General features: G+C 62.1%; 20 protein-coding genes and 1 pseudogene. 10 read left to right on the forward strand and 11 right to left on the reverse strand.

What is annotated here, in order from left to right:
• Positions 1–101: 101 nt before the first annotated feature.
• Positions 102–1,493 (forward strand): amidase, encoded by a 1,392-nt coding sequence (locus ACFQ6Y_RS27595; protein ID WP_378639687.1) that lies wholly within the window; start codon positions 102–104, stop codon positions 1,491–1,493.
• Here the strand turns inward: ACFQ6Y_RS27595 and ACFQ6Y_RS27600 are convergent.
• Positions 1,485–2,216, reverse strand: coding sequence for an MBL fold metallo-hydrolase (locus tag ACFQ6Y_RS27600; protein ID WP_378639689.1), 732 nt, complete (start codon positions 2,214–2,216; stop codon positions 1,485–1,487). The genes ACFQ6Y_RS27595 and ACFQ6Y_RS27600 overlap by 9 nt on opposite strands.
• Before the next feature lie 115 nt (positions 2,217–2,331).
• Between ACFQ6Y_RS27600 and ACFQ6Y_RS27605 the strand changes: the two genes are divergently transcribed.
• Positions 2,332–2,877 carry a hypothetical protein gene (locus ACFQ6Y_RS27605; RefSeq protein WP_378639691.1) on the forward strand — a complete coding sequence of 182 codons (546 nt, stop codon included), beginning with the start codon at positions 2,332–2,334 and terminating at the stop codon, positions 2,875–2,877.
• Here ACFQ6Y_RS27605 and ACFQ6Y_RS27610 read toward each other — a convergent pair.
• The 6 genes and pseudogenes from ACFQ6Y_RS27610 to ACFQ6Y_RS27635 all read right to left on the reverse strand — a co-directional run.
• Positions 2,845–2,952: pseudogene (locus tag ACFQ6Y_RS27610) on the reverse strand (enoyl-CoA hydratase/isomerase family protein); the annotation flags it as partial. The gene ACFQ6Y_RS27605 and the pseudogene ACFQ6Y_RS27610 sit on opposite strands and share 33 nt — an antisense overlap.
• 152 nt (positions 2,953–3,104) lie before the next feature.
• Positions 3,105–3,626 (reverse strand): endo-1,4-beta-xylanase, encoded by a 522-nt coding sequence (locus ACFQ6Y_RS27615; RefSeq protein ID WP_378639693.1) that lies wholly within the window; start codon positions 3,624–3,626, stop codon positions 3,105–3,107.
• Positions 3,623–4,834 (reverse strand): hypothetical protein, encoded by a 1,212-nt coding sequence (locus tag ACFQ6Y_RS27620; protein WP_378639696.1) that lies wholly within the window; start codon positions 4,832–4,834, stop codon positions 3,623–3,625. The genes ACFQ6Y_RS27615 and ACFQ6Y_RS27620 overlap by 4 nt, the downstream gene beginning before the upstream one ends.
• A 633-nt stretch (positions 4,835–5,467) precedes the next feature.
• Positions 5,468–6,130, reverse strand: a complete 663-nt coding sequence (locus ACFQ6Y_RS27625) for an enoyl-CoA hydratase-related protein (RefSeq protein ID WP_378639699.1) — start codon at positions 6,128–6,130, stop codon at positions 5,468–5,470.
• Positions 6,127–6,786 carry a TetR/AcrR family transcriptional regulator gene (locus ACFQ6Y_RS27630; protein ID WP_003946066.1) on the reverse strand — a complete coding sequence of 220 codons (660 nt, stop codon included), beginning with the start codon at positions 6,784–6,786 and terminating at the stop codon, positions 6,127–6,129. Before ACFQ6Y_RS27630 ends, ACFQ6Y_RS27625 begins: the two co-directional genes overlap by 4 nt.
• A 43-nt stretch (positions 6,787–6,829) precedes the next feature.
• Positions 6,830–8,017: a CaiB/BaiF CoA transferase family protein gene (locus ACFQ6Y_RS27635; RefSeq protein ID WP_378639702.1), complete on the reverse strand. Its 1,188-nt coding sequence runs from the start codon at positions 8,015–8,017 to the stop codon at positions 6,830–6,832.
• 299 nt (positions 8,018–8,316) lie between these two features.
• Here ACFQ6Y_RS27635 and ACFQ6Y_RS27640 point away from each other — a divergent pair, with 299 nt between their 5' ends.
• The 3 genes from ACFQ6Y_RS27640 to ACFQ6Y_RS27650 all read left to right on the forward strand — a co-directional run bounded on the left by ACFQ6Y_RS27640 (position 8,317) and on the right by ACFQ6Y_RS27650 (position 12,760).
• The gene (locus tag ACFQ6Y_RS27640) at positions 8,317–9,432 is read left to right on the forward strand and encodes an XdhC family protein (RefSeq protein ID WP_378639704.1); all 1,116 of its coding nucleotides are present in this window, start codon (positions 8,317–8,319) and stop codon (positions 9,430–9,432) included.
• A 102-nt stretch (positions 9,433–9,534) separates the two neighbouring features.
• Positions 9,535–11,178 (forward strand): PucR family transcriptional regulator, encoded by a 1,644-nt coding sequence (locus tag ACFQ6Y_RS27645; protein WP_378639707.1) that lies wholly within the window; start codon positions 9,535–9,537, stop codon positions 11,176–11,178.
• A gap of 148 nt (positions 11,179–11,326) precedes the next feature.
• The gene (locus ACFQ6Y_RS27650) at positions 11,327–12,760 is read left to right on the forward strand and encodes a uracil-xanthine permease family protein (protein WP_378541358.1); all 1,434 of its coding nucleotides are present in this window, start codon (positions 11,327–11,329) and stop codon (positions 12,758–12,760) included.
• An 84-nt stretch (positions 12,761–12,844) separates the two neighbouring features.
• Here the strand turns inward: ACFQ6Y_RS27650 and ACFQ6Y_RS27655 are convergent, their stop codons facing one another.
• The 4 genes from ACFQ6Y_RS27655 to upp form a co-directional block, all read right to left on the reverse strand.
• A complete protein-coding gene (locus ACFQ6Y_RS27655; RefSeq protein ID WP_378639709.1) occupies positions 12,845–14,356 on the reverse strand; it encodes a carboxyl transferase domain-containing protein in 1,512 nt (503 codons plus the stop codon).
• Positions 14,353–15,579 (reverse strand): CaiB/BaiF CoA transferase family protein, encoded by a 1,227-nt coding sequence (locus ACFQ6Y_RS27660; protein ID WP_378639712.1) that lies wholly within the window; start codon positions 15,577–15,579, stop codon positions 14,353–14,355. Before ACFQ6Y_RS27660 ends, ACFQ6Y_RS27655 begins: the two co-directional genes overlap by 4 nt.
• A gap of 289 nt (positions 15,580–15,868) precedes the next feature.
• The gene (locus ACFQ6Y_RS27665; protein ID WP_003946020.1) at positions 15,869–17,566 is read right to left on the reverse strand and encodes a PucR family transcriptional regulator; all 1,698 of its coding nucleotides are present in this window, start codon (positions 17,564–17,566) and stop codon (positions 15,869–15,871) included.
• A 91-nt stretch (positions 17,567–17,657) separates the two neighbouring features.
• Positions 17,658–18,281 carry a uracil phosphoribosyltransferase gene (upp, locus tag ACFQ6Y_RS27670; protein WP_378448505.1) on the reverse strand — a complete coding sequence of 208 codons (624 nt, stop codon included), beginning with the start codon at positions 18,279–18,281 and terminating at the stop codon, positions 17,658–17,660.
• A gap of 223 nt (positions 18,282–18,504) precedes the next feature.
• On the opposite strand from upp, the gene ACFQ6Y_RS27675 reads away from it, so the two are divergent.
• From ACFQ6Y_RS27675 to ACFQ6Y_RS27695, 5 genes are all read left to right on the forward strand, one after another.
• Positions 18,505–19,614, forward strand: a complete 1,110-nt coding sequence (locus ACFQ6Y_RS27675; RefSeq protein ID WP_378530066.1) for a ring-opening amidohydrolase — start codon at positions 18,505–18,507, stop codon at positions 19,612–19,614.
• Positions 19,615–19,750: 136 nt separating this feature from the next.
• The gene (locus ACFQ6Y_RS27680; RefSeq protein WP_378639714.1) at positions 19,751–21,229 is read left to right on the forward strand and encodes an amidase; all 1,479 of its coding nucleotides are present in this window, start codon (positions 19,751–19,753) and stop codon (positions 21,227–21,229) included.
• A 40-nt stretch (positions 21,230–21,269) separates the two neighbouring features.
• Positions 21,270–22,493, forward strand: coding sequence for an aspartate aminotransferase family protein (locus tag ACFQ6Y_RS27685; RefSeq protein ID WP_378639717.1), 1,224 nt, complete (start codon positions 21,270–21,272; stop codon positions 22,491–22,493).
• Positions 22,494–22,785: 292 nt separating this feature from the next.
• Positions 22,786–24,225 carry a uracil-xanthine permease family protein gene (locus ACFQ6Y_RS27690; RefSeq protein WP_378639720.1) on the forward strand — a complete coding sequence of 480 codons (1,440 nt, stop codon included), beginning with the start codon at positions 22,786–22,788 and terminating at the stop codon, positions 24,223–24,225.
• An 89-nt stretch (positions 24,226–24,314) separates the two neighbouring features.
• Positions 24,315–25,217 (forward strand): FAD binding domain-containing protein, encoded by a 903-nt coding sequence (locus ACFQ6Y_RS27695; RefSeq protein WP_378448500.1) that lies wholly within the window; start codon positions 24,315–24,317, stop codon positions 25,215–25,217.
• Positions 25,218–25,219 lie beyond the last annotated feature (2 nt).

Below are 25,219 nucleotides of genomic sequence, written 5' to 3' on the forward strand. Positions count from 1 at the left end.
CCTCACATCGCCGGAGCCGTCGGTATGTGCATTGTGGTCGTTTCTCGGCTTGCTCGTTGTCCTTACGCTCGGCAGAGGGTACTGGCAAGGAGAGGCGTGCGATGAGTCGTGAGAGCTGGGTGGGCCGTGATGCCCGATCCATCGCCGAGGCCGTGCGGTCGGGTCAGGTGTCGGCGCGGACCGTCGTCGAAGAACATCTCGCACGGGTCGACGAATGCAACGGCGAACTCAACGCACTGGTCACCGTGTGCGCCGAGGAGGCTCGCACGGCCGCGGATGCCCTGGACGAACGACGCCTTCTCGGTGAGACACTCGGCCCCCTTGCCGGGGTTCCGTTCTCGGTCAAGGACCTGATCGCCACTGCCGGCGTGCGCACCACCGCGGGTTCTCGCACTCTGGCGGACAACGTCCCGACCGTCGACGCCCCGGCCGTCGCGGCATTCAAGGCTGCCGGTGCAATTCTGATCGGCAAGACCAACACCCCGGAATTCGGCGCGTGCGGCCTGACTCGAAACGAACTGTTCGGAACCACGACCAGTCCGGTGCGACCGGACGGCGTCGTTCGCTCGCCCGGAGGATCGAGTGGCGGCGAGTCCGCGTCGGTTGCTGCCGGAATGAGCGTGCTCGGACTCGGTACGGATTTTGGTGGTTCGGTGCGTTGGCCCGCCCACTGCACCGGACTCACTTCGGTTCGCCCGACGCTCGGACGTGTCGATCCGGAAGGTCAGTATCCAGGCGTGCTTTCGGATGGACGGGTACTCGCCAACCCTGCGACGATGCACGGCACGATCCAGACCATCGGCCCACTGGCCCGCAACCTCGGTGATGCGGGGCTTGCGTTGCGCGTCCTGTCGATGCCGCATCTCGCGTGGACCGAGCCTGATTCGGTCGACGTCGACGACCTCGACATCCGCTGGGCCCCCGGCGAGGGAACGATGCCCGTCGACGAAGACATCCTGGCGGCGGTTCGGTCGGTTGCGATCAGCCTGGACGCGAGCGAGTACGACGGCCTGGCTCTGCCCCGGGCCAACGCGCTTTTCGGTGCGTTGCGATCGGTCGAGACTCACGCGGACATCCACGCTCTCACCGAAGGTTCAGCGCACACTTTCGACGCGGACATCACCGCCATGCTTGCGGCAGGCCATGATCGCAGTTCCGCCGAGGTGGAAGCGCTGTGGGCGGATCGCGCGGTGTTGATCAGCGAATTCCTCGGCGAAATGGGCGACGTTCTGCTTCTGCCGGTTGCGTCGGAGCTCGCTCCGCCGCTCGGTGTGGAGAGCTTCGAGGTGGGTGGTCGCGAACTCACCTGGATGGACGCGCTCGCCAGTTGCCGGGCGATCAGTGTGCTCGGCCTCCCGTCGGTCGTGGTTCCGGTAGGGCTCTCCCCCAACGGTTTACCGATCGGGGTGCAGGTGGTGGCGAGACCGTTCCGCGAGCACGTTGCACTGTCCGTGGCAGCGCGAATAACGTCGAACGTGCAGGCTCTAGTCTGACTTCCATCTTTCCATTTCGGCCGCGAAACGTGTTGCGTACGAGTCGGCCAGATCGTGAAGCGTGGTGACGCAGTCGCCGTAGTACGTCGGTGCGTGCATGGTGGCCAGAATCCGCGGTTCGAGGTCGGCCAGGGCACGGATCGTGGGTTCGAGATCCGGGGTGAGGCAGGTGGCGTGGCCCAAGTCCTCGGCTTCCAAAGCGGGGCCGACGATTTCGTGCTCGGTGGTCGCGGGGTGGTGCCCGAACGCGGTGAAGAGATCTCCGCAGAACAGCGTCGACGTCGTCTCCTCGAACATCAGGCCCGCGTCCCAACCGTGTGGGACGTGTGGGGTGTCGATGTGCCGGACTCGGCGGCTGCCGGTTTCGAGTACGTCGCCGTCCTGCAAGGGAAGTGGTGCCCGATCGGCCAGATCGTTGACCTGAACGAAGCACCCCATCGCACCGTGTGCAACTTGCGCTTCGGGGGCCGCCGCAAGCCAGGAGTTCATGGACCCGCATTCGTCGGCCTCGACGTGACCGAACGTGATCCATTTCAGTCGGTCGATGTCGATCAGCGTGGAGAGTGCGTCGGAAGCCGAGGTGAACAACGCTCGCTGCCCGGTGTGGAAGAGCAGGGGTTCCTCGCCGTCGACGAGAAACTGGTTCATCGTGAGGTTCGCTTCGTCCACAAACGTCGACAGTCGGTAGATGTCCGGCGCGATTTCGGTGATCGTGGTGGTCATCGCTGTGCTCCGATCAGGGCTGTTGTGCACGTCAATCTGTCTTCTCCAGCCTTCTCGCCGCCCCGCGCCTGCACAAGGTTCTGGACGTGCTTACGGCTCTGGAATAGTGGAGGACGTGTTCGTACTACTGCTGACAGGCCCGCCGGGCGCGGGGAAGAGTTCCGTGCTGACCGCGCTTCACGATCGACTCGGCGAGGCCGGGGTGAGCAACGCGATGATCGAGGTGGACGAACTCGAGCGCTGCTACCCGCCGCTGGGCACCGAACGGGCAATCGCACACGTCGGGATGCTGTGTGCGTCGTACCGGGAAGCGGGGTACGAACTCCTGTTCCTCACGGCTACCGTCGAAGACGACGACTACGGGCGCGCCCTGCTGGCCGCGACCGGCGCCGAGGGGCACCTGCTGGCGCGCCTCGAGGCCGATCCGGATACATTGCGTACCAGAATCATCGAGCGTGAACCGACCGGCTGGGCCGGGTTGGACGAGTTGGTGGAGGCGTCACAACTGCTGGCCGGTTCGATGCCGACGCTGAGTGGAGTCGACGTGGTTCTGAGCACCGAAGGCCGCGATCCCGAGAGTGTTGCCAACGATCTGGAAGCGGCTCTGCGAAACCACAGTCCGTCGCTTCTAGCCGTCGGTGTTCAGAGCGGTGACCACTGAAGCGAACATCGTCGACTTGATTGCCCCCAGTGTGCCCGCATTCTTCGGGCCGATCGGTGCAACCATTTCAATGGCCTTGGCGGTCCAGAGAATCAAGTAGTCGATCCATGTAATGGTTGAGCGAACTGTCAATCGAGCAAGCATTCACAGGACATACCGAGCAGGCCACGAATCTTGGCCTTCGAGACGATCCATGACGAGACCACGGGAAGTCGCTTAAGTTGACTTCAAGTGCGAGGGTCGGCGTCGCGGGGTACGAACTTCCACCCATTCTCCTTGGCTTGGTCGGCTAGCTGCTTCGCTACGTTCCGCACTTGTCCCTTGCTGTTGGCGACTAGGGAATAATCGACGTGCGCATGATCGTCGGGGCGATCAGCCATATGAGCGTCGTCCCAAGCTGTCAGAACTGGTGGGGTATCTTCGATGCCAAGTTCTGCGCCGACCCTTTCAATTTCCTCGACAGTAAAGCCTACGGTGCCGTACGGAGGCACGAAGTCCTTACCTTCGGCCTCTTTGCGTCTACGGATTGTGTCCGATCTGTTTGTGTAGGCGGTCAAGGGATCGGTTATCTTCCCCTGCACAAAAGACGATCGGTTTGAGTCTTCCTTGTCCTCGTTGGTAAGCATGAATGCGCGATACGTGACATGACCATTTTCTTCATACTGATCAATTATTACCCGATACAGCTCCGCGCCCAGAGTGTCGATACGAAACCTGTCAGGCTCTTCGATACTTTCGTGACCAGTCATTGATTTCTCTCGATCCACCCTGCAGTTCCGATGATTGCACGTTGCCATTCAGATTCGCTTGAGTTTTCGATGTCGATTTCTATATCGAATTCGGCGTATCCGGGTGGCGGGGCAATTATTCTATGAGCATATGCAGAGATTATGGTTTGGTCGATTTCTATCTCCACGCTGGCCTTACCGTTGGACTGTGGCCATTCGAACTGAAGGCCACCATTTTCGGTTGGGAATATGAATTGTGTGTTCAATTCCCGGCCTAAAAGATTCGTATGAAGTAATTCCGCGAACTTGATCACTGCATGTTCGATCGGAGCGCCCGATTTTCCGTCGATCCAACCGTCGTCAAGGCGGGTTAACTCATGTAACTTTCGCTTACCCAAGAAATATGCGAGAATTGGCTTACGATCTCGGGTCTCTGCAGTTACAAGGTTAGAAATATCAACCTCATCCTCGATTTTAATAAGCTTTCCGGACGAATTGAATTCGCCGCGTCCGGAAACAGTGCAGAATATACCTTGGTCAGCCCGCTCGTCAACATTGAAATTGAGGCCGGTGTTCTGCCAACTTATTTGAACTAACCCTTTGTCAAAGGTTTGGAGAGTTGCTTTCTTTTGAAGCAAATCCAGCGCCTTCAACTGACCGTCAAGTTCTACTGTCTTCTTGAAATTGGCATTGAGCCTACTTAGTGCTTTGTTTCGTGAATCAGCAGTAAATCTGGGAGCCTTTGTCCAATTTTGTGACTGTGGTCGGTCTATTTGAAGGTATTGCTCAGAAGTGAGCGATCTACCTAGTCCCTTCATCTTTGCGCCGCCGACCTGGCGAATTACCTCCGGAATTTCCCCGCCAGTTGCCGCCGCTTTTACATACTCGATCAAGGCATCCACGGCCTTTTCGATAGCTGGCCCAAGCGGGTCGGCGTCGAATAGTGCCAGATCAGATTCCTGTGTAATTCGTGAAAGTGTTGGAGTCTTGCTGCCTGGTGCGATATCCGTGAGCCGGAGATCTGCATTTGAGTCGAAATTTCGGAGTGCGCGCGTTCGATTTGGATTCTCATTTTTCCAAATCAACCGCGCAATTCTACGAATCAAGTCGTCGAGCGCAACGACTTCCGCAAGCGCGGCAGCCGGCGTGCCTGTGCCATGAAACCGCTCGCCGACGAGATGGAGGGAAACGAGTTCCTGCACCTTCTCTTGGTTCACGTTGTCAGCCATGCTCGGTAGCGTAACCGACGTCACGTCTACCGTGCTGATCCGGATCGATGTGAAATGAAATAAGTGCGCCACGTGTCGATGCCTGAAGGTGAACTCAGTGGGTTCGCCAGCAGGATGTCGCACAATCGTTGAAGGAAGTGATGCAGAAAGCGTTCAGGCGATCCAGCGCGTTCTATGAGGTGGTAGCAGAAGTGGGGACGCGCCGTTCATGGTCAGATCACCGAATTCGTGCGCAAATCTTCGATCTCCTGCGAACACAGGCCGAAGTCGGTAGGTACCTCGTCGGCGTCACGTCGCCGCCGAGAGTCATGGGTGGTGCATACCTGGCGAGACGAGTCTTGTGTGAAGCCAGGATGGTTCGCGGACAGCGGGAATGGGTGCCTTATCGGCGCTGTGTGTCTGCTGGACCATCTGCGATGCATTGACCAGCCCTTCGGTGTCGACACCCGCCGATTGTTCAGGGTGGTCTTTCTGCCCTGGAGGGTCATGATCGACCTCGCGGATTCGAGCGGGGAGGTCTGAACGCGGCGCAAAACCGTCGCGACCGCGACGGGCCAGCTCCGGCGTGGTTCCCAGCGCCGCGCAGATTCCTGAGACGACTTGGAAGCCGCTCTGCGAGAACGCTTCCCGGCCCTATTGCCCCTCAGTGCGCAGGGCAGTGACCACTGAAGCGAACATCGTCGACTTGATTGCCCCCAGCGTGCCCGCATTCTTCGGGCCGATCGGTGCAACCATTTCGATGGCCTTGGCGGTCAAAGCGTCGACGGATGCGGTGAAGTCCACCAAACCGGCTGCGAATGCGTCACTTCCGCCGTATCGCCGCCCCGTGGTCATGGCGACGATTGCCGACGCCGGGCTGAGTTTGGCCTGGATGAGAGCTGCCATTCCTTCGGTGAAGGGGATGTTGATGTCCACCTCCGGGAAGCAGTAGTAGCCGCGATCATCGCGCATGACGCGGTAATCGTGCGCGATGCCGAGCATGGCGCCGGCTCCGAAGGCGTGGCCGTTGATCGCAGCGACGGTGGGCATGGGGAACGTCAGCATCCGGGCGAACAGCGACTGCACCTGCTGCACATACCACTTCGCCTTGTCGCCGTTCGCGCCCAGCCAGTCGAGGTCGAGTCCGTTGGAGTAGAACTTGCCCGTCGCCGTGGTGACCAGGGCGTGTGCGCCTTCACTCAGAGCCTGGTCGAGTAGCTTGTCGACGGAATCGAGCCAATCCGGCGAGAAACGATTCTCGTCCTCGCCGAGATCGAGAACGGCGATCTTTTCTTCGAAGCGCAGAGTTGCGGTCATGATTGGCCTTTCCTGTTGCGTGGCTTGGGCAGTGGTGGGTCGAGATGCAGAACCGCTCGAACGGCGGCATCCAACCGCGCGCGTGCTGCGGCGTCGGGGACTCGCCAACCGTCGGCGCGTTTGGCGGGATGGATGAGCAGTCCGGTAGGCAGGCCGACAACACAGGCCTCGATTGCCTCGACGGCTCGGCCGTCCTTGCGGCCCCAGAGCGCGGTCGACAACCGGATGAACAACTCGACCAGAGACCGGTCGAGTTGTGTGAGTTGCTCGGCGATGTCGGCAGGGACGTCGGTGCCGAGCAGTTCGTCGCGCTGGATCGTCAACAGCAGCAACGCGGATTGTGGGTAGTCGAGCGCGAAGACTGCCGGAACTTCGGCGGCCGCGACGACGGCGGAAACCGCCGAAGTCGGCGACGGGTCCGCGAGAGCGTCGTCCACTCTCGATTGTTGAAGCGCGAGAAATCGTCGCGCAGCACGCAGCCACGCGCTACCGACCAGTCCACTGCGAGAGCCGAATGCGTGATAGATCGCCCCGTTGGATACACCGGTGGCGTCGGAGACTGCCCGGACCGTGACAGCACTCGGCCCGGCAGTGGCGGCAAGTTTTTCGGCAGCGTCGAGCAGCGTGTCGAGGTCGTGAACGCGTGGCCGAGGCATGAACGCACAGTAACAGAGCGTCTGCTCTGTTACTAGTGTGCGGTCAGATCACAGAATTGGCGCGAAGATCCTCGATCTCCTCCGGGCGCAGGCCGAAGTCGGTGAGTACGTCGTCGGCGTCACCGCCGAGAGTCATGGGTGGCGCATTCCTGACGGGAAGGGTCTTGCCGTCCACCCAGAACGGTCCGCGGACAACGGGAATCGACGTTCCGTCGGCGCTCTGGGTCTGCTCGACCATCTGCAATGCCTCGACCTGCGGGTCGGAGAACACCTGATCGATCGAATGGATCGGGCCGCAGGGGATTCCGGCACCGCGGATCTCGGAGATCCACTGCGCCGCCACCTTGGTGGTCAGTAGGTCCTCGAGTTCTTTGGTCAGTTGGTCTCGGTGCGCCAAACGTTTTTTACCCGTGGCATATTCGGCACGGAAGGCGAGGTCGGGGTCACCGAGTACCGAGCACAGCGCGATCCAGTGCTTGTCCGAGCCGGTGGCGATGTTGATCGGGAAGTCTGCGGTGTCGAAAGCGCCGTACGGCGTGATCGTCGGGTGCGTATTGCCGTTCGGCGTCGCAACGCGTCCGGTGCTCAGGTAGTCCTGCGCCTGGAAGGTCATGATCGAGATCGCGGATTCCAGCAGCGAGGTCTGCACGCGGTGCCCTCGACCATCGCGACCGCGAGAGGCCAGCGCCGCCGTGATCCCCAACGCTGCATAGATGCCCGAGACAGTGTCGATGATGGGGATACCGACTCTCATCGGAGTCTGATCCCCGGCGCCGGTGACCGACATCAGCCCGGACATCCCCTGGGCCACCTGATCGAGTCCGGGCGCGAACTGGTCCGGGCCCACCGGGCCGAAACCACTGATGCTCATCACGACGAGCCCCGGATTCTCCTGCTCGAGCGAATCGGGATCGAGCCCCATGTCGGCCAGCACTCCCGGACGGAAGTTCTCGACCAGCACGTCTGCGTCGAGTGCCAGGCTGCGAAGCAGTTTCCGTCCGCGGTCACTGCGCATGTCGATGGCGATCGACCGCTTGCCGCGGTTCACGGAAGCGAAGTAGAGGCTTCGATCGCCGTCGAACGGCGGCCACTGACGCGAACTGTCGCCGGAGCCACGGGTTTCGACCTTGACCACGTCGGCGCCGAAGTCGGAGAGCAGTGACGTGCACAGAGGCCCCGCGAGAGCACGGGTGAGGTCGAGAACTTTGATACCGCTGAGCAATTGGTCCATCGGAGAAACCTCGGTTCTGTGGTGTGCAACGTCGCCCACTCGATCCGTCGGCACCATCTGCGTGAGTTACGGCTGCAGTGATCGTCGGAGAGGGGAAGAATGAAGGTCAGGCCTGCTTTCGGCTGGGCTCGGTGACAACACTGGTCGAGAGCGCAATGTGATGCGACGGCGACATTGCACAACTGCAGGGCTCGGATTTAGGCGCATTGTGTGACAGGAAGGATTGCGGTGGGCCGATACCGTGAACTCTCTACAGACGGCAATCTCTACTGACGGCAATGCAAGCGGGAGGCGAGACGATGCGCGACATTTCCACTCAGCTGGCGCAGTGGCACGCCGGCGGCGAGGACTTTGCGCTGGCGACGGTTGTCCGTACCTGGCGATCCTCACCGCGCATGCCCGGAGCATCGATGGCTGTCTCACGCTCCGGTGAGGTGGTCGGCAGTGTCTCGGGCGGGTGCATCGAGAGCGCCCTGTACGAGATCGCCCAGGAGGTTCTCGCCGACGGCACCAGCCGCGTCGAGGTCTTCAGCGTCTCCGACGACGACGCCATCGGAGTGGGTCTGACCTGCGGCGGAACCATCGAAGTGTTCGTCCAGGCGGTCGGAGCAGGTTTCGCCGACTTCGGTCACGTCTGTGAACGGATCGAGGCGGATGCGCCCGTCGTCGTGGTCACCGAAGTGCGTCCGGGTGCACCCGCGCGGCACCTCGTCGTCGAGCAGGGCCGACGCAGCGGGGATCTGGATGCCACGGAGGAAGAAGTCTCCGTCCTGCTGCGCACGATGGACACCGGTGAGTCCGTCGCTTTTGTCTCGCCGGCGGGAACCCTCATCGATTCGCAGCACGACCTGCTGGTCGAGATCTTCGCGCCACTACCGCGGATGTACGTGTTCGGGGCCATCGACTTCGCGGCATCGATGTGTACGTTGGGCGCCTTTGCGGGTTACCGCGTGACCGTCGTGGACGCACGGCCCGTCTTCGCGACACGTGCACGCTTTCCCGACGCCCACGATCTGGTCGTCATGTGGCCACACAAGTTCCTCGAAACCGCCCCGATCGACAAGCGAACGGTGCTGGCCGTGCTCACGCACGACGAGAAGTTCGACATCCCCCTGCTCGAGATCGCGCTGCGTTCGCCGGCTGCGTACGTCGGCGCGATGGGAAGTCGTGCGACGCATGAGCGTCGGGTGGCGCTGTTGAAGGAGCGAGGCGTCACCGACGTCGAGTTGGGGCGTCTGCACTCACCGATCGGGTTGGATCTCGGCGCGAGGACACCGGAGGAGACTGCAGTGTCGATCCTGGCCGAGATGACCAAGACCCTGCGCAATGCCTCCGGTTTGGAACTGCGGGATCTGCAGGGGCCGATCCACCCGCCACCTCAGGAGAATCCGACCGCCCTGCATCGAACGGCCTGAGTCGACTGCGCTGAATTCGGACATCTTGTGTTCGGTGGGGATAGGATCGTTTCTTTCGTGAACCATCTTCCGTGATCCGAATGAAATCGAGGTGCCTGCCAAGTGGCAAACCCGGCCGTACCGGCATCCGAGGTGAATGCTGTTCTCTCCGAACTTCTTCGAACCCCGCTCCTTCCTGGTGCTCGAAAGGTTTCCGGCGGTTCCGAAGACCCGACGGTTGCGCGGGTGGGATTCATGGCGGTTCCGGACATCGGGCCGTGGCTACGACGCGGGCAGTTGCTGATCACCACCCCGGAAACCCTCGCCCGGGTCACCGAACCCTTCAAAGCATTCGTCGGACGTTTGTCGACGCGCGGAGTTGCAGCCCTTGCCGTCCAATTCAGTGCCGACGGGGACACTCTCGCACCGGAACTGGTCGACGCAGCCGACAGTGCCGACTTTCCGCTTCTGGTTTTTCACGGCGCCTGCGATCACCCCGCGGCGCGGGACCGTGAGCAGACGGAGTCGGCGCAGATCGACGCCATGTTCGGGGCCGAGCGGTTGCGGCGGCTCCTGGTCGACGTCGTGATGGGCGGCGGCGGTCTCCCGCAGTTGACCGAAGTCATCGCGCGCGAGATGAAGGGCGCGGCTCTGGTCACCACCTCGGACGGACGCGAGATCTGCCGCGCCGGGGACGCCGCGGAGCGCAAGCGTCTGTCAGCCTGCCCGGCCGTCGATTCCACCGGTCGTCTGCGGACCGACACCGTCGAGGGCGGGTTGGGTCTGCACGAGTTCGACGGCCAATTCATCGCGGTGTCCGCGATTTCCGCCAATCACATCGACCACGGGCGTCTCGCGTTGTTCACCGGTGAGCGTGTGATGACCAGTTACGACCAGTACCTGGTCGAGCGTGCCGCGTCGGTGTGCGCCTTGGTCATCACCCGCGAACAGGCCGTGGCGTCGGTGGAGGAACGCCATCGCGCCAACTTCGTTCACGACCTTCTCCTCGGCCGGGCCGGGGACCACGATCACGTTGTCTCCCACGCCAAGACGTTCGGGTGGGACTTCGATCGCCCGCTGGTGATCGTCTCGATCGAACCGGACCCGGTCGACGAACCGACCTCCGCGGCGCCCGCTCGGCTGCCCGTCGTCGATCGTCAGGCGATGGCGTTCTCCGGCGCGATCGCTCACCGTGATCCCGGCGCGGCGGTGACCGCGCTGACGGGCGAGACGGTGATCGTCATGGGCGTCGGCACCGACACGATGGCATTGGTGCGGGACCTCGTCACGGTCGTTCGCGGCGAAGGTGGCGGCGGGAGAAGGCCGTTCAGTGTCGGGGTGTCCCGGCCGACGGCTGCGATCGAAGCCGTCCCTGCGCTCTACAGCCAGGCGCGCACCGCACTGACCGTCGGCCGGCGGATTTCCGGTCCGTGGACGGTGACTCAGTTCGACGATCTGGGCGTGTACAGACTGCTCAGTCTGGTCGAGGACGAAAACGAGCTCGAGACGTTCGCCCGCGAGACGCTGCGGGAACTGACGGAGGAAACTGCCGAAGCGCAGGACATGCGCAAGACATTGGAAGTCTTGCTCGCGACCAACATCAACATTGCCGAGACGGCGCGCAAGCTCCACTTCCATTACAACACACTGCGTTACAGGGTCGTTAAGCTGGAGAAAATGCTGGGACCCTTCACGGCGCAACCCGAACTCCGGCTGGATCTGTCTCTAGCACTGAAGATAACCGCAATGCGCGGCATCAATCACTAATATTGCCAATCCGGGTCGGTGGGTTCTGGCAGATTGTCATCACGTCGATACTCCCGCGCTGTAATAGCGTTTCACTCCAGTCACGGTGTTTTGTGAGCTGGAGCACACTCAGCGTTCGGACACCTTCCTCTGCACGAAAGGTCCCATCATGCCGATTTGGACGTTGCACGGAGATGGAAAGAACATCAAACCGGGTGAAGTGGTTGCTCCCGGCGAGCGGCTCAGCTGGGGAAGAACCATCGGGCTGGGCAGCCAGCACGTGGTGTCGATGTTCGGCGCGACGTTCGTGTTCCCGATCATCATGGGCCTCAATCCTCAACTTGCCGTGATGATGTCGGGTTTCTGTACGCTCTTCTTCCTGCTGGTGGTCAAGGGACGCATTCCCAGCTACCTCGGAACGTCGGCGGCCTTTGTCGGTGGTATCGCCGCCATTCGAGCCCAGGGCGGAACGTCCGCAGAGGTGACCGGCGCGATCCTGGTGTCCGGACTCGTCCTGGCGGCCATCGGTATCGCGATCCACTTCCTCGGCGGCCGGGTCGTGTTCAAGGTTCTTCCGCCAGTGGTGACCGGCGCGGTGGTGATGCTGATCGGATTCAACCTGGCACCCGTCGTCGCGGGGCTGTACTGGCCGCAGGACCAGTGGGTGGCTCTGATCGTCATGGTGGCCCTGATCGTCATGAGTATCGCGCTACGAGGCTTCATGGCGCGCATCGCCATCTTCCTGGCGCTGATCTTCGGCTACGTCCTCTCCTGGATCCTCGACCGCGTCTCGGGGACGATCACCTCCTACGACGCAGGCACCGGTCAGATCACCGAGCACTTCCGCGTCAACTGGGATTCGGTGCAGTCGGCGTCGTGGTTCGGGCTGCCCCCGTTCTCGGACGAAGCCAACGGAATCGTCGGGATCCACGCTCCGTCGTTCAGCCTGACGTTCATCATCCTGGTCCTTCCGGGTGTCATCGCGTTGATCGCGGAGAACGCGGGCCACGTCAAGGCCGTGGCCGAGATGACCGGGGACGACCTCGACCCGTACATGGGACGTGCGCTCGCCGGTGACGGTTTCGCCACCGCTATCGCCAGCAGCGTCGGCGGCTCGCCCACGACGACGTACGCCGAGAACATCGGCGTCATGGCAGCGACCCGTGTGTACTCCACCGCGGCCTACGCGGTTGCCGGCATCGTTGCCATGATGCTCGGCTTCTCCCCCAAATTCGGTGCCGTCATCTCGGCGACGCCCGGCGGTGTTCTCGGCGGAATCACCGTGGTGCTCTACGGCATGATCGGTCTGCTCGGCGCCAAGATATGGAAGGAGAACGGCGTCGACTTCGGGAATCCGCTCAACCTCATGCCGATCGCGGCCGGCCTCATCATCGGTATCGGCGACACGGCTCTGAAGTTCAGTGACACGTTCTCGCTCAGCGGCATCGCGCTCGGCACAATCGTCGTGATCGGGATGTACCACCTGTGCCAGTTCATCGGTTCGAAGAATCCGGAACTGAATGCGAAGAATCCGGAACCGAACAAGCCGGATTCGAAGGCTCCCGGCGGCGATCGGGAGGAACCCGCCAAGCAGCTCACGTGACGTCTGGCTGAGTGTGCTCGATTGACGAAGGCCGGACATCCTCCACGGAGGATGTCCGGCCTTTCCGGTGTTCTGGGTGATCGATCAGACGGAGGTACTGGCTTCGACCAGGCCGATACGGTCGATGCGTCCGGTGCGGGTGATGAGCCGTTCGGTCGCATCGGTAGCAGTGAGCACGCTCAGCTCGTAGTGCAACACCGCTCCGACACGAGTACAGAATGCTGCGGGTTCGTCCGCTGCATCGGGAAATTCGGGGATGACCCGATCGACGATGCCGCCCGCGAGTAGATCGAAGGACCGTATCCCTTGACTGGCAGCCATGTCCGGCGCGTGCGTGATGTCGTGGAACATGATCGCGCTCGCACCTTCGGGAGGTAAGGGCGAGAGCCAACCGTGGCGGGCCGCCAGCACTCGATCGGCCGGAATCAGCGCCAGTGCACCGCCGCCGGTGCCCTGCCCGAGCAGGAGGGAAATGGTGGGGACCTCGAGTGAAATCATGTCGGCTATGCACCGAGCGATCTCGCCGGCCAGGCCGCCTTCTTCGGCTTCCTTCGACAGTGCCGCGCCCGCCGTGTCGATGATCGTCACCAACGGCAGGTCGAGTTCTGCGGCCAGCCGCATTCCTCGCCGAGCTTCCCGCAGAGCGCCGGGGCCGAGTGGGGAGTGAGGAGTCTGCCCGCGACGGTCCTGTCCGAGAAGGACGCAGGGCATGTCGCCGAAGCGGACGAGTGCGAGCATGATGCCGGGATCGTTCTCGCCTTGGCCGGTTCCGTTGAGCGGGAGCATGTCCGAGGCGGAATTGAGCAACACTTCCCGTATCCCCGGTCGGTCTTCGCGTCGGGATGCGACGACGGATTCCCACGCCGACGTATCGGGTGGGCAATCGTACGAGCACGGGTCACTGGGCAATAAGTACCCACGATGCGCCCCGGTGATGATGCGCAATGCGCGTTCGACGATTTCGGCGAGCTGGTCTGGCGGCCTCACTGCATCGATGAGTCCGTGCTCGTGAAGGTTCTCCGCTGTCTGGACACCGGCGGGGAAAGGTGAGTTGTACAAGGCCTCGAACACTCGAGGGCCGAGGAATCCGACGAGGGCCCCCGGTTCCGCGATCGTCACGTGACCGAGTGATCCCCAGGACGCGAATACGCCTCCGGTGGTTGGGTTTCGGAGATAGACGATGTAGGGCAGGTGCGCTTCTTTGTGCTTGATGAGCGCCGCGGTGATCTTGACCATCTGCAAAAACGCCGTCGTCCCCTCCTGCATACGCGTTCCCCCGGACGTGGGAAGCGCAAGAAGGGGCAGCTGCTCTTGCGTGGCTCGACGGATGGCGACGACGAGGCGTTCGCCCGCCGCCACGCCGATCGATCCGCCGAGAAAGCCGAACTCGCATAAGATGATTGCCACGCGGCGCCCTCTGACGGAGGCGCTGCCCGTCAGGACGGACTCGTCGAGCCCGGTCTTCTCCTGGGCCCGCAGAAGTGCTTCCGCGTAATCGGAGTCGGTCGCGACGGGGATCGGAGGGGTGTCCCACGACTCCCAGGTGCCGGCATCGATCACCAGGTCGAGCAAGTCGCGAGCCGTCAGGCGGTTCATCGGGTGAATCCTTGTAGCCATGACATGATTTCGTCAGTGTCTTCACCGAGAACCGGCGGTGCCGTGTGGCGAGTCTCCGTCACTTCGGTTCCGTCCGGTTCGAAGAATCGCAGCGGCGGACCGGGCAGAGTGATGTTGCCGAGCGTGCTGTGGTCGACATCGACGAGCAATCCCTGTGATCGGGTCTGCTCCCATTCGTACACCTCGGAGATCGTCCGAACCCGTCCTGCCGGTATTCCGATGCGGTCGAGTTCGGTCAGAAGCTCGTCACGTGAGTACGGTTTGAAGGTACGTTCGATCAATTCGACTACCTGGAAATGATTTTCGACGCGTTCGGCGTTTGTTGCCATACCTGGGGCGTCAGGATCTAGGTCGAACCCTTCGCAGAATCTTCTCCACAGACTCTCGCTGCCGACCGAGATCTGTACTGCGCCATCGCCGGTACGAAAGAGTCCGTACGGTGCGATGGAGGGATGGTGGTTACCTTGCGCTGTGCCTACCTCGCCGGCGACGGTCCACTTCGTTCCTTGAAACGCGTGAACACCGACCACGCTGGCCAAGAGCGACGTTCGGACAACGCGGCCTCTCCCCGTCTGCTCGCGTTCCTTCAAGGCTGCGACGACGCCGAAGGCCCCGTACATCCCGGCGAGAAGATCGGCGATCGGAACTCCGACCCTTTGGACGTCGTCCGGATTCGATCCGGTCAGCGACATGAGCCCGGCTTCCCCCTGGGCGATCTGGTCGTAGCCGGCGCGACCACCTTCCGGACCGTCGTGGCCGAAACCGCTGATGGACAGAACGATCAGTCGAGGATTCAGTTTGGCCAGCCGCTCGGTGGAGAATCCGAGTCGATCGAGCACCCCGGTGCGGAAGTTCTCCATGAGAACGTCGGCGCGGCAGACGAGATCTTCGAGGGTTGCACGCCCACTGTCGGATTTGAGATCGAGCGTGATCGACTTCTTGTTCCGGTTCGTGGACAGGAAATACGTCGATTCGCGTTGTGTGTTCGGTGGTTCCAACGGGGGCTCGACAAAAGGCGGCCCCCACCCACGGGTGTCGTCGCCGCCATGAGGTGATTCGACCTTGATCACGTCGGCACCCAGATCGCCGAGCATCATTGCCGCGTGAGGACCCGCGAGTGCGCGCGTGAGGTCGACGACTATCACGTCGTGTAACGGACCACTACGAGCACTTGTGTTGTGAGGCTTCGAAGTCGAGTTCATGTCGCACCGCCGTGTTCTGGTGTAATTGGCTGAGCCAGTTGGTGGTTGAGGCCTCCGTAGTTCGGTCGACTCCGGTCCGCTGGACCGAGAAACCGGCCAGGGCCACTGAAGGAGGTATGTGCGGCCCGTCTTTCGAACCGTAAGCGGGCACCGGTGAACGGCACATGGGTAACCTTGCCGACGACGGGTGTCAGTGGTGGGTAAGAAGTGACGAACGCTCACCGCATGGCGCGATTACGGTTGTGTCGAACCGTGATCGGGGCGCTCTGTCAGCCTATTTGGTGCATTTTCATGACATTTCGTGCATCTTCATGACCTGCAGGGCGAGTGAGACGTTCAACCGGAGAACGGGGTCGTCGGTGAACGATCCGACGACGCTCTCCAGCTTTCCGATTCTGTATCGCAAGGTGTTGTAATGCATATGCAGTGCCCGGGACGCTTCGGCGACATTGCAATTGCAGTCGAGCAAAGTTTGGAGTGTGAGACGTAGGTCCGCGGCTTCGGCGTTGTCCGCCGACAAGGACTTCAGAACGTCATCGGTGAACGAACGCAGTTCGCTCTTGTCCGTCTGGAGCGAGAGGAGTCGGTGTACACCGAGTTCGTCGAAGTGTGCGATCTGCCCCGGCCCGTTGATACGTCGGCCGACGACCACGGCTGTACAGGCTTGGTCGTAGGCCGCGGGTAGATCGGCCAGGGAGTAGATCACCCGGCTCACTCCCGTGCTGAAGGATCGGCGGCCGCTGGTGCGATCGCCGGCAACCTTGCGCACCAACCCTTCGATGTCCCGAACCGCACGGTCGGTGCTGGTCGGGAAAAGCGTGACCACCTCGTGTCGAAACCCGACGGACGGCGCCGTCCGCTCGTGTGTTCGTACCACTTGTTGCCAGCCGTCGCTGAGTCGATCTTGGTCCGTGCGAGTGGAATTCGCGTGCTGGGATTCCGGGTGATCGACGTCGAGTTCTGCAACCACAACGGCAAGTGGACGAGTGACATCCCACCCCAACTGGGTGAAGTGCGCGCTCACTTCCGCCGGCGAGCCGGCTTCGCCTATCAGTGCGTCGCGGAGGAAGTCGCCGCGGAACTTGGATTCCACTGCCGCAACTGCCAGCTGTTTGGTGACGGCCAGCGCGGCAACGGTGGCCGCTCGCTCCAGCGCTTGAACGACAACTGCGCCGAGTTCGTGGGTGCCGGCGTACGCCACCATTCGGCCGTGATCGGTGCCGCCGGCCACTACTCGGGTGAGCGCCAACTGACCGGGAAATCCCTTGGGCGCGTTCTGTAAACCGACAGCGACCCGCTCGGTCAGGAACCGCCCGGTGCTTTCGAACAACGGAAGCGCGTTCAGCGCGGCTGAATCCCCGGCCTCGGTCAATACCCTCCCGTCCGGCGAGCAGATCAGAACGCTGACGTCGAAAAGCGCGGCGAATTCCGCGGCAATCTGAGGTAGATCGCCACCTTCCAGGACGATCGACGTCAACGAGCGGTGAAGTCGATCGGCAATGTCGAGTGCCGCGGACTGCTTCGCCACCAACTTCGTGAAGACCTCCGAGATCACCTCGTCGAATCCCGCGGTGACGGGAAGAACCAACAGCGGAAGCCCTCGCTGCTCTGCCATGTGCAGCATCGCCTCGGGCAGCTCGTCGAGATAACGGCCCGTTTTCACGGCAAGTGCCGCGACTCCTCGACGTGCAAGACCGTCGACGAGGTCACTGAGATCTGTGTCGTCGAGAAGCTCTCCGGTCCGCCCGTAGCGCAGCGGGAACCCGGTTGTCACCAACAACTCGTTCGGCTTCACCCAAGCGAGGATGTCCGGTACTTCCATCACGTTCACCGATTGAACGAGGTGGCGCAAGCCCCCATGCCCGGCAAGCACTTCGGCTCCACGCAGACTGGGCAGCTCGAGGACATCCCGAACCGTCAGTCTGTAGTCGCCACCTTCTGGCAAATGTTGAAGCTCTTCGCTCGAATATTTGGCAGATCTATCCATGTCGCGAGACTACGCTCGATCGCACAGTGAACATTGTCAACAGTTGACGAAAATACTCTCTCGGAATGAGTGGTCTCCGTATGTCTGGCTACTATCTTGGTCCGAATTGGCGATCGCCGGCGTCTCCGAGTCCAGGTACCAGGAACGCATTTTCGTTCAGGCCGTCGTCGATGCTCGCGGTGAGGAGTCGGACCGGATGTCCGGAGTTCTTCAACGCTTCGATCCCTTCCGGAGCCACGACGACGCAAATTGCAGTCACGTCGGTTGCTCCGCGCGCAACGAGCAGATCGATTGTGCGGACGATGGATCCACCAGTTGCCAACATCGGATCGAGGACGTAGACGGGGGTGCCCGACAAATCAGCGGGCAGGGACTCCAGATACGGAACCGGCTGGTGTGTCTTCTCGTCTCGCGCCATTCCCACGAAACCGACTCCTGCCTGCGGAATGAGGGCGCTCGCTTGTTCGACCATGCCGAGGCCGGCACGCAAGACCGGTACCAGGAGCGGCGGATTCGCCAGTCGCACTCCCTGCGTCGGAGCAACTGGCGTCTCGATGTCGAATCGTTCCACTTCTGCGCCGCGCGTGGCCTCGTAGACCAACATGTGCGTCAGTCTGCGCAGGGCGGACCGAAATGTTGCGTTGTCGCTGCGAGCGTCGCGCATGGTCGTGAGCAGAGATGCCGCCAGCGGATGGTCGACAACAGTGGTGTCCATGGTCGAATCGTAAGTGAGAACCGATGGGGCGGCGCACAACCGGTGAATCGGAGTCGAAATAACCAATCACGGTTTTCGTTTGGGCAAGTATTGACGATGCCGAAGGGTTTGAGTCGTCATAGCGTGGTCGGCATGGCAGTTCCGAACCGCTCGGCTGGACTGGGCGCCGGGAACTGTCAAGGCCCAATTTTGCCTCCACGATTCCCTATACAAGGAGATGCCAATGCCCGAAGCAATCGAGGTCCGTAAGGTTCCGCTCCACAGCGTCTCCGACGCCAGTGAGCTCGCCAAGCTGATCGACGACGGTGTCCTCGAGGCCGACCGCGTCATTGCAGTCATCGGCAAAACCGAGGGTAACGGCGGCGTCAACGACTACACGCGCATCATCGCGGACCGAGCGTTTCGAGAGGTTCTCTCCGCCAAGGGCAATCGCAGCCTCGACGAGGTGGCGCAGGTGCCGATCGTCTGGTCAGGTGGTACGGACGGCGTGATCAGCCCGCACGCGACGATCTTCGCGACGGTACCGGCAGACAAGGTCACCAAGACCGACGAGCCGCGACTGACCGTGGGCGTCGCCATGAGTGAGCAACTGCTGCCCGAGGACATCGGCCGTACGGCCATGATTACCAAAGTAGCTGCGGCAGTGAAAGATGCGATGGCCAACGCCGGCATCACCGATCCCGCCGACGTGCACTACGTACAGACCAAGACTCCGTTGCTGACCATTCACACCATCCGTGACGCCAAGAGCCGCGGCAAGACGGTGTGGACCGAACAGACTCATGAGTCGATGGACCTGTCCAACGGCGGAACGGCTCTGGGGATCGCGGTTGCGCTCGGCGAAATCGACATGCCGACCGACGAGGATGTCATGCACAGCCGCGAACTCTTCTCCTCTGTCGCATCCTGCTCGTCCGGCGTCGAGTTGGACCGCGCGCAGATCGTCGTCGTCGGTAACGCACGTGGCGTCGGCGGACGCTACCGGATCGGCCACAGCGTGATGAAGGATCCGCTCGACCAGGACGGCATCTGGGCGGCGATCCGTGACGCCGGACTCGAACTTCCGGAGCGGCCGCACTCGAGCGACCTGGACGGTCAACTCGTCAACGTGTTCTTGAAGTGCGAGGCCAGTCAGGACGGAACGGTCCGTGGCCGTCGTAATGCGATGCTCGACGACTCCGACGTGCACTGGCACCGCCAGATCAAGTCGTGTGTCGGCGGAGTCACGGCAGCTGTCACCGGCGATCCGGCAGTGTTCGTCTCGGTATCGGCAGCGCACCAGGGTCCCGAGGGCGGCGGCCCAGTCGCTGCCATCGTCGACCTCGGTCAGTAGTAGGCAAGAACCTCGCTGGAAACCTCGACAGTCGCGCCGCCACCGGCAATTCGTCCTCGAATCAGTTGCCGGTGGCGGCGAGTCCGTCCGGTGTATCTCCCGGCGCACCCCACTTCACTGCTTGAAAGGATTCACGATGGTTCATGCTGCTGACCCTGTCGACGAGAGCGATTCCGGTGTGGCTGAGAGTGGCGATCTCGTCATGGCCGATGCGGTCACGCTCAGTGGTCTGATACGCAGGCGTGAAGTGTCGTGTGTCGAGGTGATGGAGAGCTTCCTCGATCAGATCGAATTACATAACCCGGCGGTGAACGCGATCGTCGCATTGCGGGATCGGGAAGCGTTGACGGCGGAGGCACGCGAGCGTGATTCGCAGTTGGCGAGTGGGGAGTATCTCGGTTGGATGCACGGGTTTCCGCATGCGGTGAAGGATCTGTCGGCAGCCAAGGGTCTGCCGTTCACGTCCGGGTCGCCGATGTTCGCGGACCGAATCGCCGAAGAAGATGAACTGTTCGTCAGGCGGATCAAGTCTGCCGGCGCCATCGTGATCGGCAAGACCAATACGCCGGAGTTCGGGCTCGGCTCCCAGACGTACAACCCGGTGTGGGGTACGACGGTGTCGCCGTACGACACTTCGCGCACCGCCGGCGGTAGCAGCGGAGGCGCCGCAGCGTCGCTGGCGCTCCGAATGCTTCCGTTGGCGGACGGAAGCGATTACATGGGCTCGCTCCGAAACCCGTCGGCGTTCAACAACGTTGTGGGATTTCGACCTTCTTGGGGCCGCGTACCGGAGACGGGATTCATTGCGCAGGGCGCTGTTGTGGGCCCGATGGGCCGAACCGTCACCGACGTGGCTCACCTGCTCTCCACGATGGCGGGGCCGGATGCCTATGCACCGTTGGGGATTCGCGAGGATCCCGCTGTATTCACCGAGAGCCTCGCCCGTGATCTGAAGGGCTCTCGGATTGCATGGGTCGGTGACTGGAACGGTTACCTGGCAACCGAACCTGGAGTCCTCGAGTTGTGCGAATCCTCGTTCGAGGTCTTCGAACAGTTGGGGTGCCACGTCGAGGCAGCACTTCCCGACTTCAAACCCGAGGACATCTGGCAACTGTTCTTGCGATGGCGTTGGTGGGCACAGCTCGGCTTGATCGATCAGTACAACGATCCGAGCATGCGCGAGTTGATGAAGCCCGAACTGTTGTGGGAGCTCGAGCACGCGGTCACACTCTCGGCTCTCGACGTGACCAAGGCGGCGGAGGCTCGCAACGGCTGGCTGTCGGCCATTACCAAGATGTTCGAAACCTACGATTACATTCTCGCTCCCAGTGCCCAGGTGTTTGCTTTCGACAAGAACACTCACTGGCCCGAGGTCGTCGACGGCCGGTCGATGGACACGTATCACCGGTGGATGGAGACGGTTGTTCCCTGGACGATGGCCGGGGTCCCGGTTGCGGGGATGCCGGTCGGCTTCGATGATCGTTCGCTTCCCATGGGTATCCAGATCATCGGTCGGCACGGCGCCGACTTGGACGTTCTCCAACTCGCCTACGCGTTCGAGCAGGCAACCAAGTGGGTCGAGCGGGTACTTCCGCCAGCACTCCGCGTGAACTGACTTATCTATTTCGGACGTATCCAGTTGGGAGAGAACGACGATGGCTTCGGCACTGTGGCACGGGTTCGCGGACATGGGCGCTGTGGAGAAGAACGGCGCGTTTGTCGTCTCTCGCGGTGAGGGCGCGTACATCTGGGATTCCGAGGGCACTCGGTATCTGGATGCGACGGCGGGCCTGTGGTTCACCAATGTCGGGCACGGGCGCACCGAGATCGCGGATGCGGTGGCGGCTCAGTTGTCGAAGATCGCTCATTTCTCCAACTTCGGTGATTTTGTTCCCGAGACCACGCAGGTGTTGGCCGAGCGTCTGGCGGCCATCGCGCCGGTTGCCGGGAGCAAGATCTTCTTCACCTCGGGTGGTTCGGATTCGGTGGACACTGCGGCGAAGCTGGCTCGCCGGTACTGGCACGAGGTGGGGCAGCCGGAGAAGACGATCATCGTCGGACGCCAGAAGGCGTACCACGGAATGCACGTTGCGGGAACGGCTTTGGCCGGTATTCCGGTGAACCGTGAGGGTTACGGCGAGCTGATGGCGGATGCGGCGACCGTCGGCTGGGACGATGCGAAGAGCCTGCTCGAGTTGATCGAGAAGATCGGTGCGAACAAGATCGCCGCGTTCTTCGCGGAGCCGATCATCGGTGCGGGTGGGGTGTATCTGCCGCCGGAGGGGTATCTGGCCGAGGTGCGTGACATCTGCCGTGAGCACGACATCCTCTTTGTCGTCGACGAGGTCGTGACCGGTTTCGGCCGGATCGGTGGTGAGTGGTTCGCGTCCACTCGTTTCGATTTGCAGCCTGACATGATGACCACGGCAAAGGGTTTGACGTCGGGTTACGTGCCGATGGGTGCGGTGTTCATCGCGCCGCGGGTGGCGGAGCCGTTCTATGCCGGTTCGTGGTGGCGCCATGGGTACACGTACGGCGGGCATGCCGGTGCTGCTGCGGCGGCGATGGCGAACCTCGATATTCTCGAGCGTGAGAATCTGCTCGCGGAGTCGAAGCGTTTGGAGGCGTCGTTGCATACGCATCTGCAGCCGTTGGCGGAGCATCCGCGGGTGGCGGAGGTTCGTAGTGGGCTCGGTGCGGTCGCGGCTGTGCAGTTGGCTGATCCGGCGGAGGCGTTGCCGTTTGTGAAGACGCTTCGCGAGCATGGTATTTCGGGTCGCGCTGCGGGTCAGGGTGCGATGCAGATTTCGCCGACGTTTGTGATGACCGATGATCAGGTCGCGGAGATGGCCGCGGGGGTCCTCGCAGCCCTCGGCTAGGAGAATCGTTTTCCGTTGACAGACATCGTGTTACGGAACCGTTAAGCCGAAGAAAATGTTGGGGCCCTTCGTGACGGCGCCCCCATTTCGGTCGAAACTGCCTCCAGCACTGACGATGACCCCTGTCCGCATCATCTGTCACCATTGTTGCCAATCTCGGCGAGCGGGTTCTGGCAGATTGTCATCACGTCCAAAACTTGGTGCTGTATTAGCGTTTCACTCCAGACACGGTGTTTGTGAGCTGGGGCACAGAGCATTTCGAACACCTTCCTCCTTCGCGAAAGGTCTCGTCATGCCGATCTGGACGTTGCACGGAGATGGCAAGAACATCGGACCCGGTGAAGTGGTAGCTCCCGGCGAGCGACTCAGTTGGATGAGGACCATCGGGTTGGGCGGCCAACATGTCGTGTCGATGTTCGGCGCTACGTTCGTCTTCCCGATCATCATGGGTCTCAATCCTCAACTTGCCGTGATGATGTCGGGTTTCTGTACCCTCTTCTTCCTGCTGGTGGTCAAAGGACGCGTCCCCAGCTACCTCGGTACGTCGGCGGCGTTTGTCGGTGGTGTCGCAGCCATTCGCGCCCAGGGCGGAACGACGGCGGAAGTGACCGGCGCGATTCTGGTGTCGGGGCTGGTTCTGGGATTTGTCGGCGTCGCCATCCACTTCCTCGGCGGGGGCGTCATCAGTAAGGCGCTACCCCCGGTGGTCACCGGCGCAGTGGTGATGTTGATCGGATTCAACCTGGCTCCAGTTGTCGCGGGATCGTACTGGCCGCAGGACCAGTGGGTGGCACTGATCGTGATGGTTGCGTTGATCGTGATGAGTGTTGCGCTACGCGGCTTCTTGGGACGTATCGCCATTCTCGTCGCGCTGGTTTTCGGCTACATCTTCTCCTGGGTCCTCGACCGGGTCTCCGGGCCGATCACCTCCGCCGGCGGTAGTGGAGCACCTACCGAGCACTTTCGTGTCAACTGGGATTCGGTGCACTCGGCGTCGTGGTTCGGGTTGCCACCGTTCTCGGACGAAGCCAACGGAATCGTCGGTATTCACGCTCCCTCGTTCAGCCTCACGTTCATCGTTCTCGTCCTTCCCGGTGTCATCGCACTGGTCGCGGAAAACGCCGGACACGTCAAGGCGGTCGCCGAGATCACGGGCGACGATCTGGACCCCTACATCGGACGCGCAATTGCCGGTGACGGTTTTGCCACCGCCATCGCCAGCGCGGTAGGCGGCTCCCCCACGACGACGCACGCCGAGAACATCGGTGTCATGGCAGCCACTCGGGTGTACTCGACCGCCGCGTACGTGATCGCGGGTTTCATCGCGATCCTGCTCGGCTTCTCGCCCAAGTTCGGAGCAGTCATGGCGGCGACTCCCGGGGGCGTTCTCGGCGGAATCCTGGTGGTTCTGTTCGGCATGATCGGTCTGCTCGGCGCCAAGATCTGGAAAGAAAACGGTGTCGACTTCGGGAATCCACTGAATCTGATGCCGATCGCCGCCGGCCTGATCATCGGTATCGGTGACACGGCTCTGAAATTCAGTGACACGTTCTCGCTCGGAGGTATCGCGCTCGGCACCATCGTCGTGATCGTGATGTACCACCTCTGCCAGTTCGTCGGGTCCCGGAACCCCGAGCTGAACAGGCCGAAGTCCGGGCGGCGACCGGGCGCAACACCGGGGGCGAATGCGTCAGATGACGAAAGGGAAGAGCCCGTGGCGCAGCTCACGTGATGCCAAGTTGAATGTATGCCAGGTATGACCCGTGACCGTTGTCACATCTGCACAAAACGTGAAGTGACTCATAGAGGCAGGATTGAGTAATGAAACCGTCGCCGCTGACTTATCACCGACCGTCCTCGGTCGAGGACGCGTGCCGAATCCTCTCCGAGGTATCTCACGAGGGGAAGGTGCTCGCCGGTGGGCAATCGCTTGTGCCGCTGCTGTCCATGCGCCTCGCCGCCCCCGCCCACATCGTCGACATCGGATCGATCCCTGACCTCGCTTCGGTGACCTCGTCCGAGGACGAAGGAGTGCGGTTCCAGGCCCTGGCCACGCACTCGGTGCTGGCGGCCGACGAAGGTGCTCGCCGAGTTCAGCCTCTGCTGAACCGCGCTCTGCAGTTGGTAGCGCACCCCACGATCCGTAACCGCGGGACGAGCGTCGGCTCCATCGTCCATGCCGACCCGTCGGCGGAGATGCCGGCAGTCCTGACACTGCTCGGGGGCAGCGTGAGCGTGCAGTCGGTGCGTGGCACCCGCGAGATCGCGTCGACGGATCTCTTTGTCGGTCCCCTCGAATCGAGCCTGGAATCTGACGAGATCGCGGTGTCGGTGTCGGTGCCGGCCGCCGAGCCCGGTGTGGGAACCGCCATCGACGAGATTGCTCGTCGTCACGGTGACTACGCACTGGTCGGTGTCGTTGCGCGTATTCGCGTGGTCGACGGTCTGGTGGCCGAAGCACACATGACGTACGTGTCCGCCGGCGAGCTGGGGCAGGTCGTGGACTACACGGACGTGCTGGCGGGGGCATCCGCGACGGATCAGCGAGATCCGCGCTGGCGCACCCTCGGGGAATGTGCCCGCGCGCAGATAGATACCGAGGCAGACATTCACGGGACGGCGGCGTACCGCTCGCAACTGGTGTCCGCGCTCACGGCGCGGGTCGGCTTTGCAGCGGCAACAGATGCTCTCAGTGAGAACGCAGTACTGGCAGGAAAGTGGTGACC

It is taken from the genome of Rhodococcus sp. NPDC056516 (assembly GCF_042794655.1).
GTDB lineage: Bacteria > Actinomycetota > Actinomycetes > Mycobacteriales > Mycobacteriaceae > Rhodococcus_F.

Coding starts and splice junctions, on each gene's coding strand:
- ACFQ6Y_RS27595 (WP_378639687.1), top strand. CDS start 102: ATGAGTCGTGAGAGCTGGGTGGGCCGTGATGCCCGATCCATCGCCGAG.
- ACFQ6Y_RS27600 (WP_378639689.1), bottom strand. CDS start 2,216: ATGACCACCACGATCACCGAAATCGCGCCGGACATCTACCGACTGTCG.
- ACFQ6Y_RS27615 (WP_378639693.1), bottom strand. CDS start 3,626: ATGACTGGTCACGAAAGTATCGAAGAGCCTGACAGGTTTCGTATCGAC.
- ACFQ6Y_RS27620 (WP_378639696.1), bottom strand. CDS start 4,834: ATGGCTGACAACGTGAACCAAGAGAAGGTGCAGGAACTCGTTTCCCTC.
- ACFQ6Y_RS27625 (WP_378639699.1), bottom strand. CDS start 6,130: ATGACCGCAACTCTGCGCTTCGAAGAAAAGATCGCCGTTCTCGATCTC.
- ACFQ6Y_RS27630 (WP_003946066.1), bottom strand. CDS start 6,786: ATGCCTCGGCCACGCGTTCACGACCTCGACACGCTGCTCGACGCTGCC.
- ACFQ6Y_RS27635 (WP_378639702.1), bottom strand. CDS start 8,017: ATGGACCAATTGCTCAGCGGTATCAAAGTTCTCGACCTCACCCGTGCT.
- ACFQ6Y_RS27640 (WP_378639704.1), top strand. CDS start 8,317: ATGCGCGACATTTCCACTCAGCTGGCGCAGTGGCACGCCGGCGGCGAG.
- ACFQ6Y_RS27650 (WP_378541358.1), top strand. CDS start 11,327: ATGCCGATTTGGACGTTGCACGGAGATGGAAAGAACATCAAACCGGGT.
- ACFQ6Y_RS27655 (WP_378639709.1), bottom strand. CDS start 14,356: ATGAACCGCCTGACGGCTCGCGACTTGCTCGACCTGGTGATCGATGCC.
- ACFQ6Y_RS27660 (WP_378639712.1), bottom strand. CDS start 15,579: ATGAACTCGACTTCGAAGCCTCACAACACAAGTGCTCGTAGTGGTCCG.
- ACFQ6Y_RS27665 (WP_003946020.1), bottom strand. CDS start 17,566: ATGGATAGATCTGCCAAATATTCGAGCGAAGAGCTTCAACATTTGCCA.
- upp (WP_378448505.1), bottom strand. CDS start 18,281: ATGGACACCACTGTTGTCGACCATCCGCTGGCGGCATCTCTGCTCACG.
- ACFQ6Y_RS27675 (WP_378530066.1), top strand. CDS start 18,505: ATGCCCGAAGCAATCGAGGTCCGTAAGGTTCCGCTCCACAGCGTCTCC.
- ACFQ6Y_RS27680 (WP_378639714.1), top strand. CDS start 19,751: ATGGTTCATGCTGCTGACCCTGTCGACGAGAGCGATTCCGGTGTGGCT.
- ACFQ6Y_RS27685 (WP_378639717.1), top strand. CDS start 21,270: ATGGCTTCGGCACTGTGGCACGGGTTCGCGGACATGGGCGCTGTGGAG.
- ACFQ6Y_RS27690 (WP_378639720.1), top strand. CDS start 22,786: ATGCCGATCTGGACGTTGCACGGAGATGGCAAGAACATCGGACCCGGT.
- ACFQ6Y_RS27695 (WP_378448500.1), top strand. CDS start 24,315: ATGAAACCGTCGCCGCTGACTTATCACCGACCGTCCTCGGTCGAGGAC.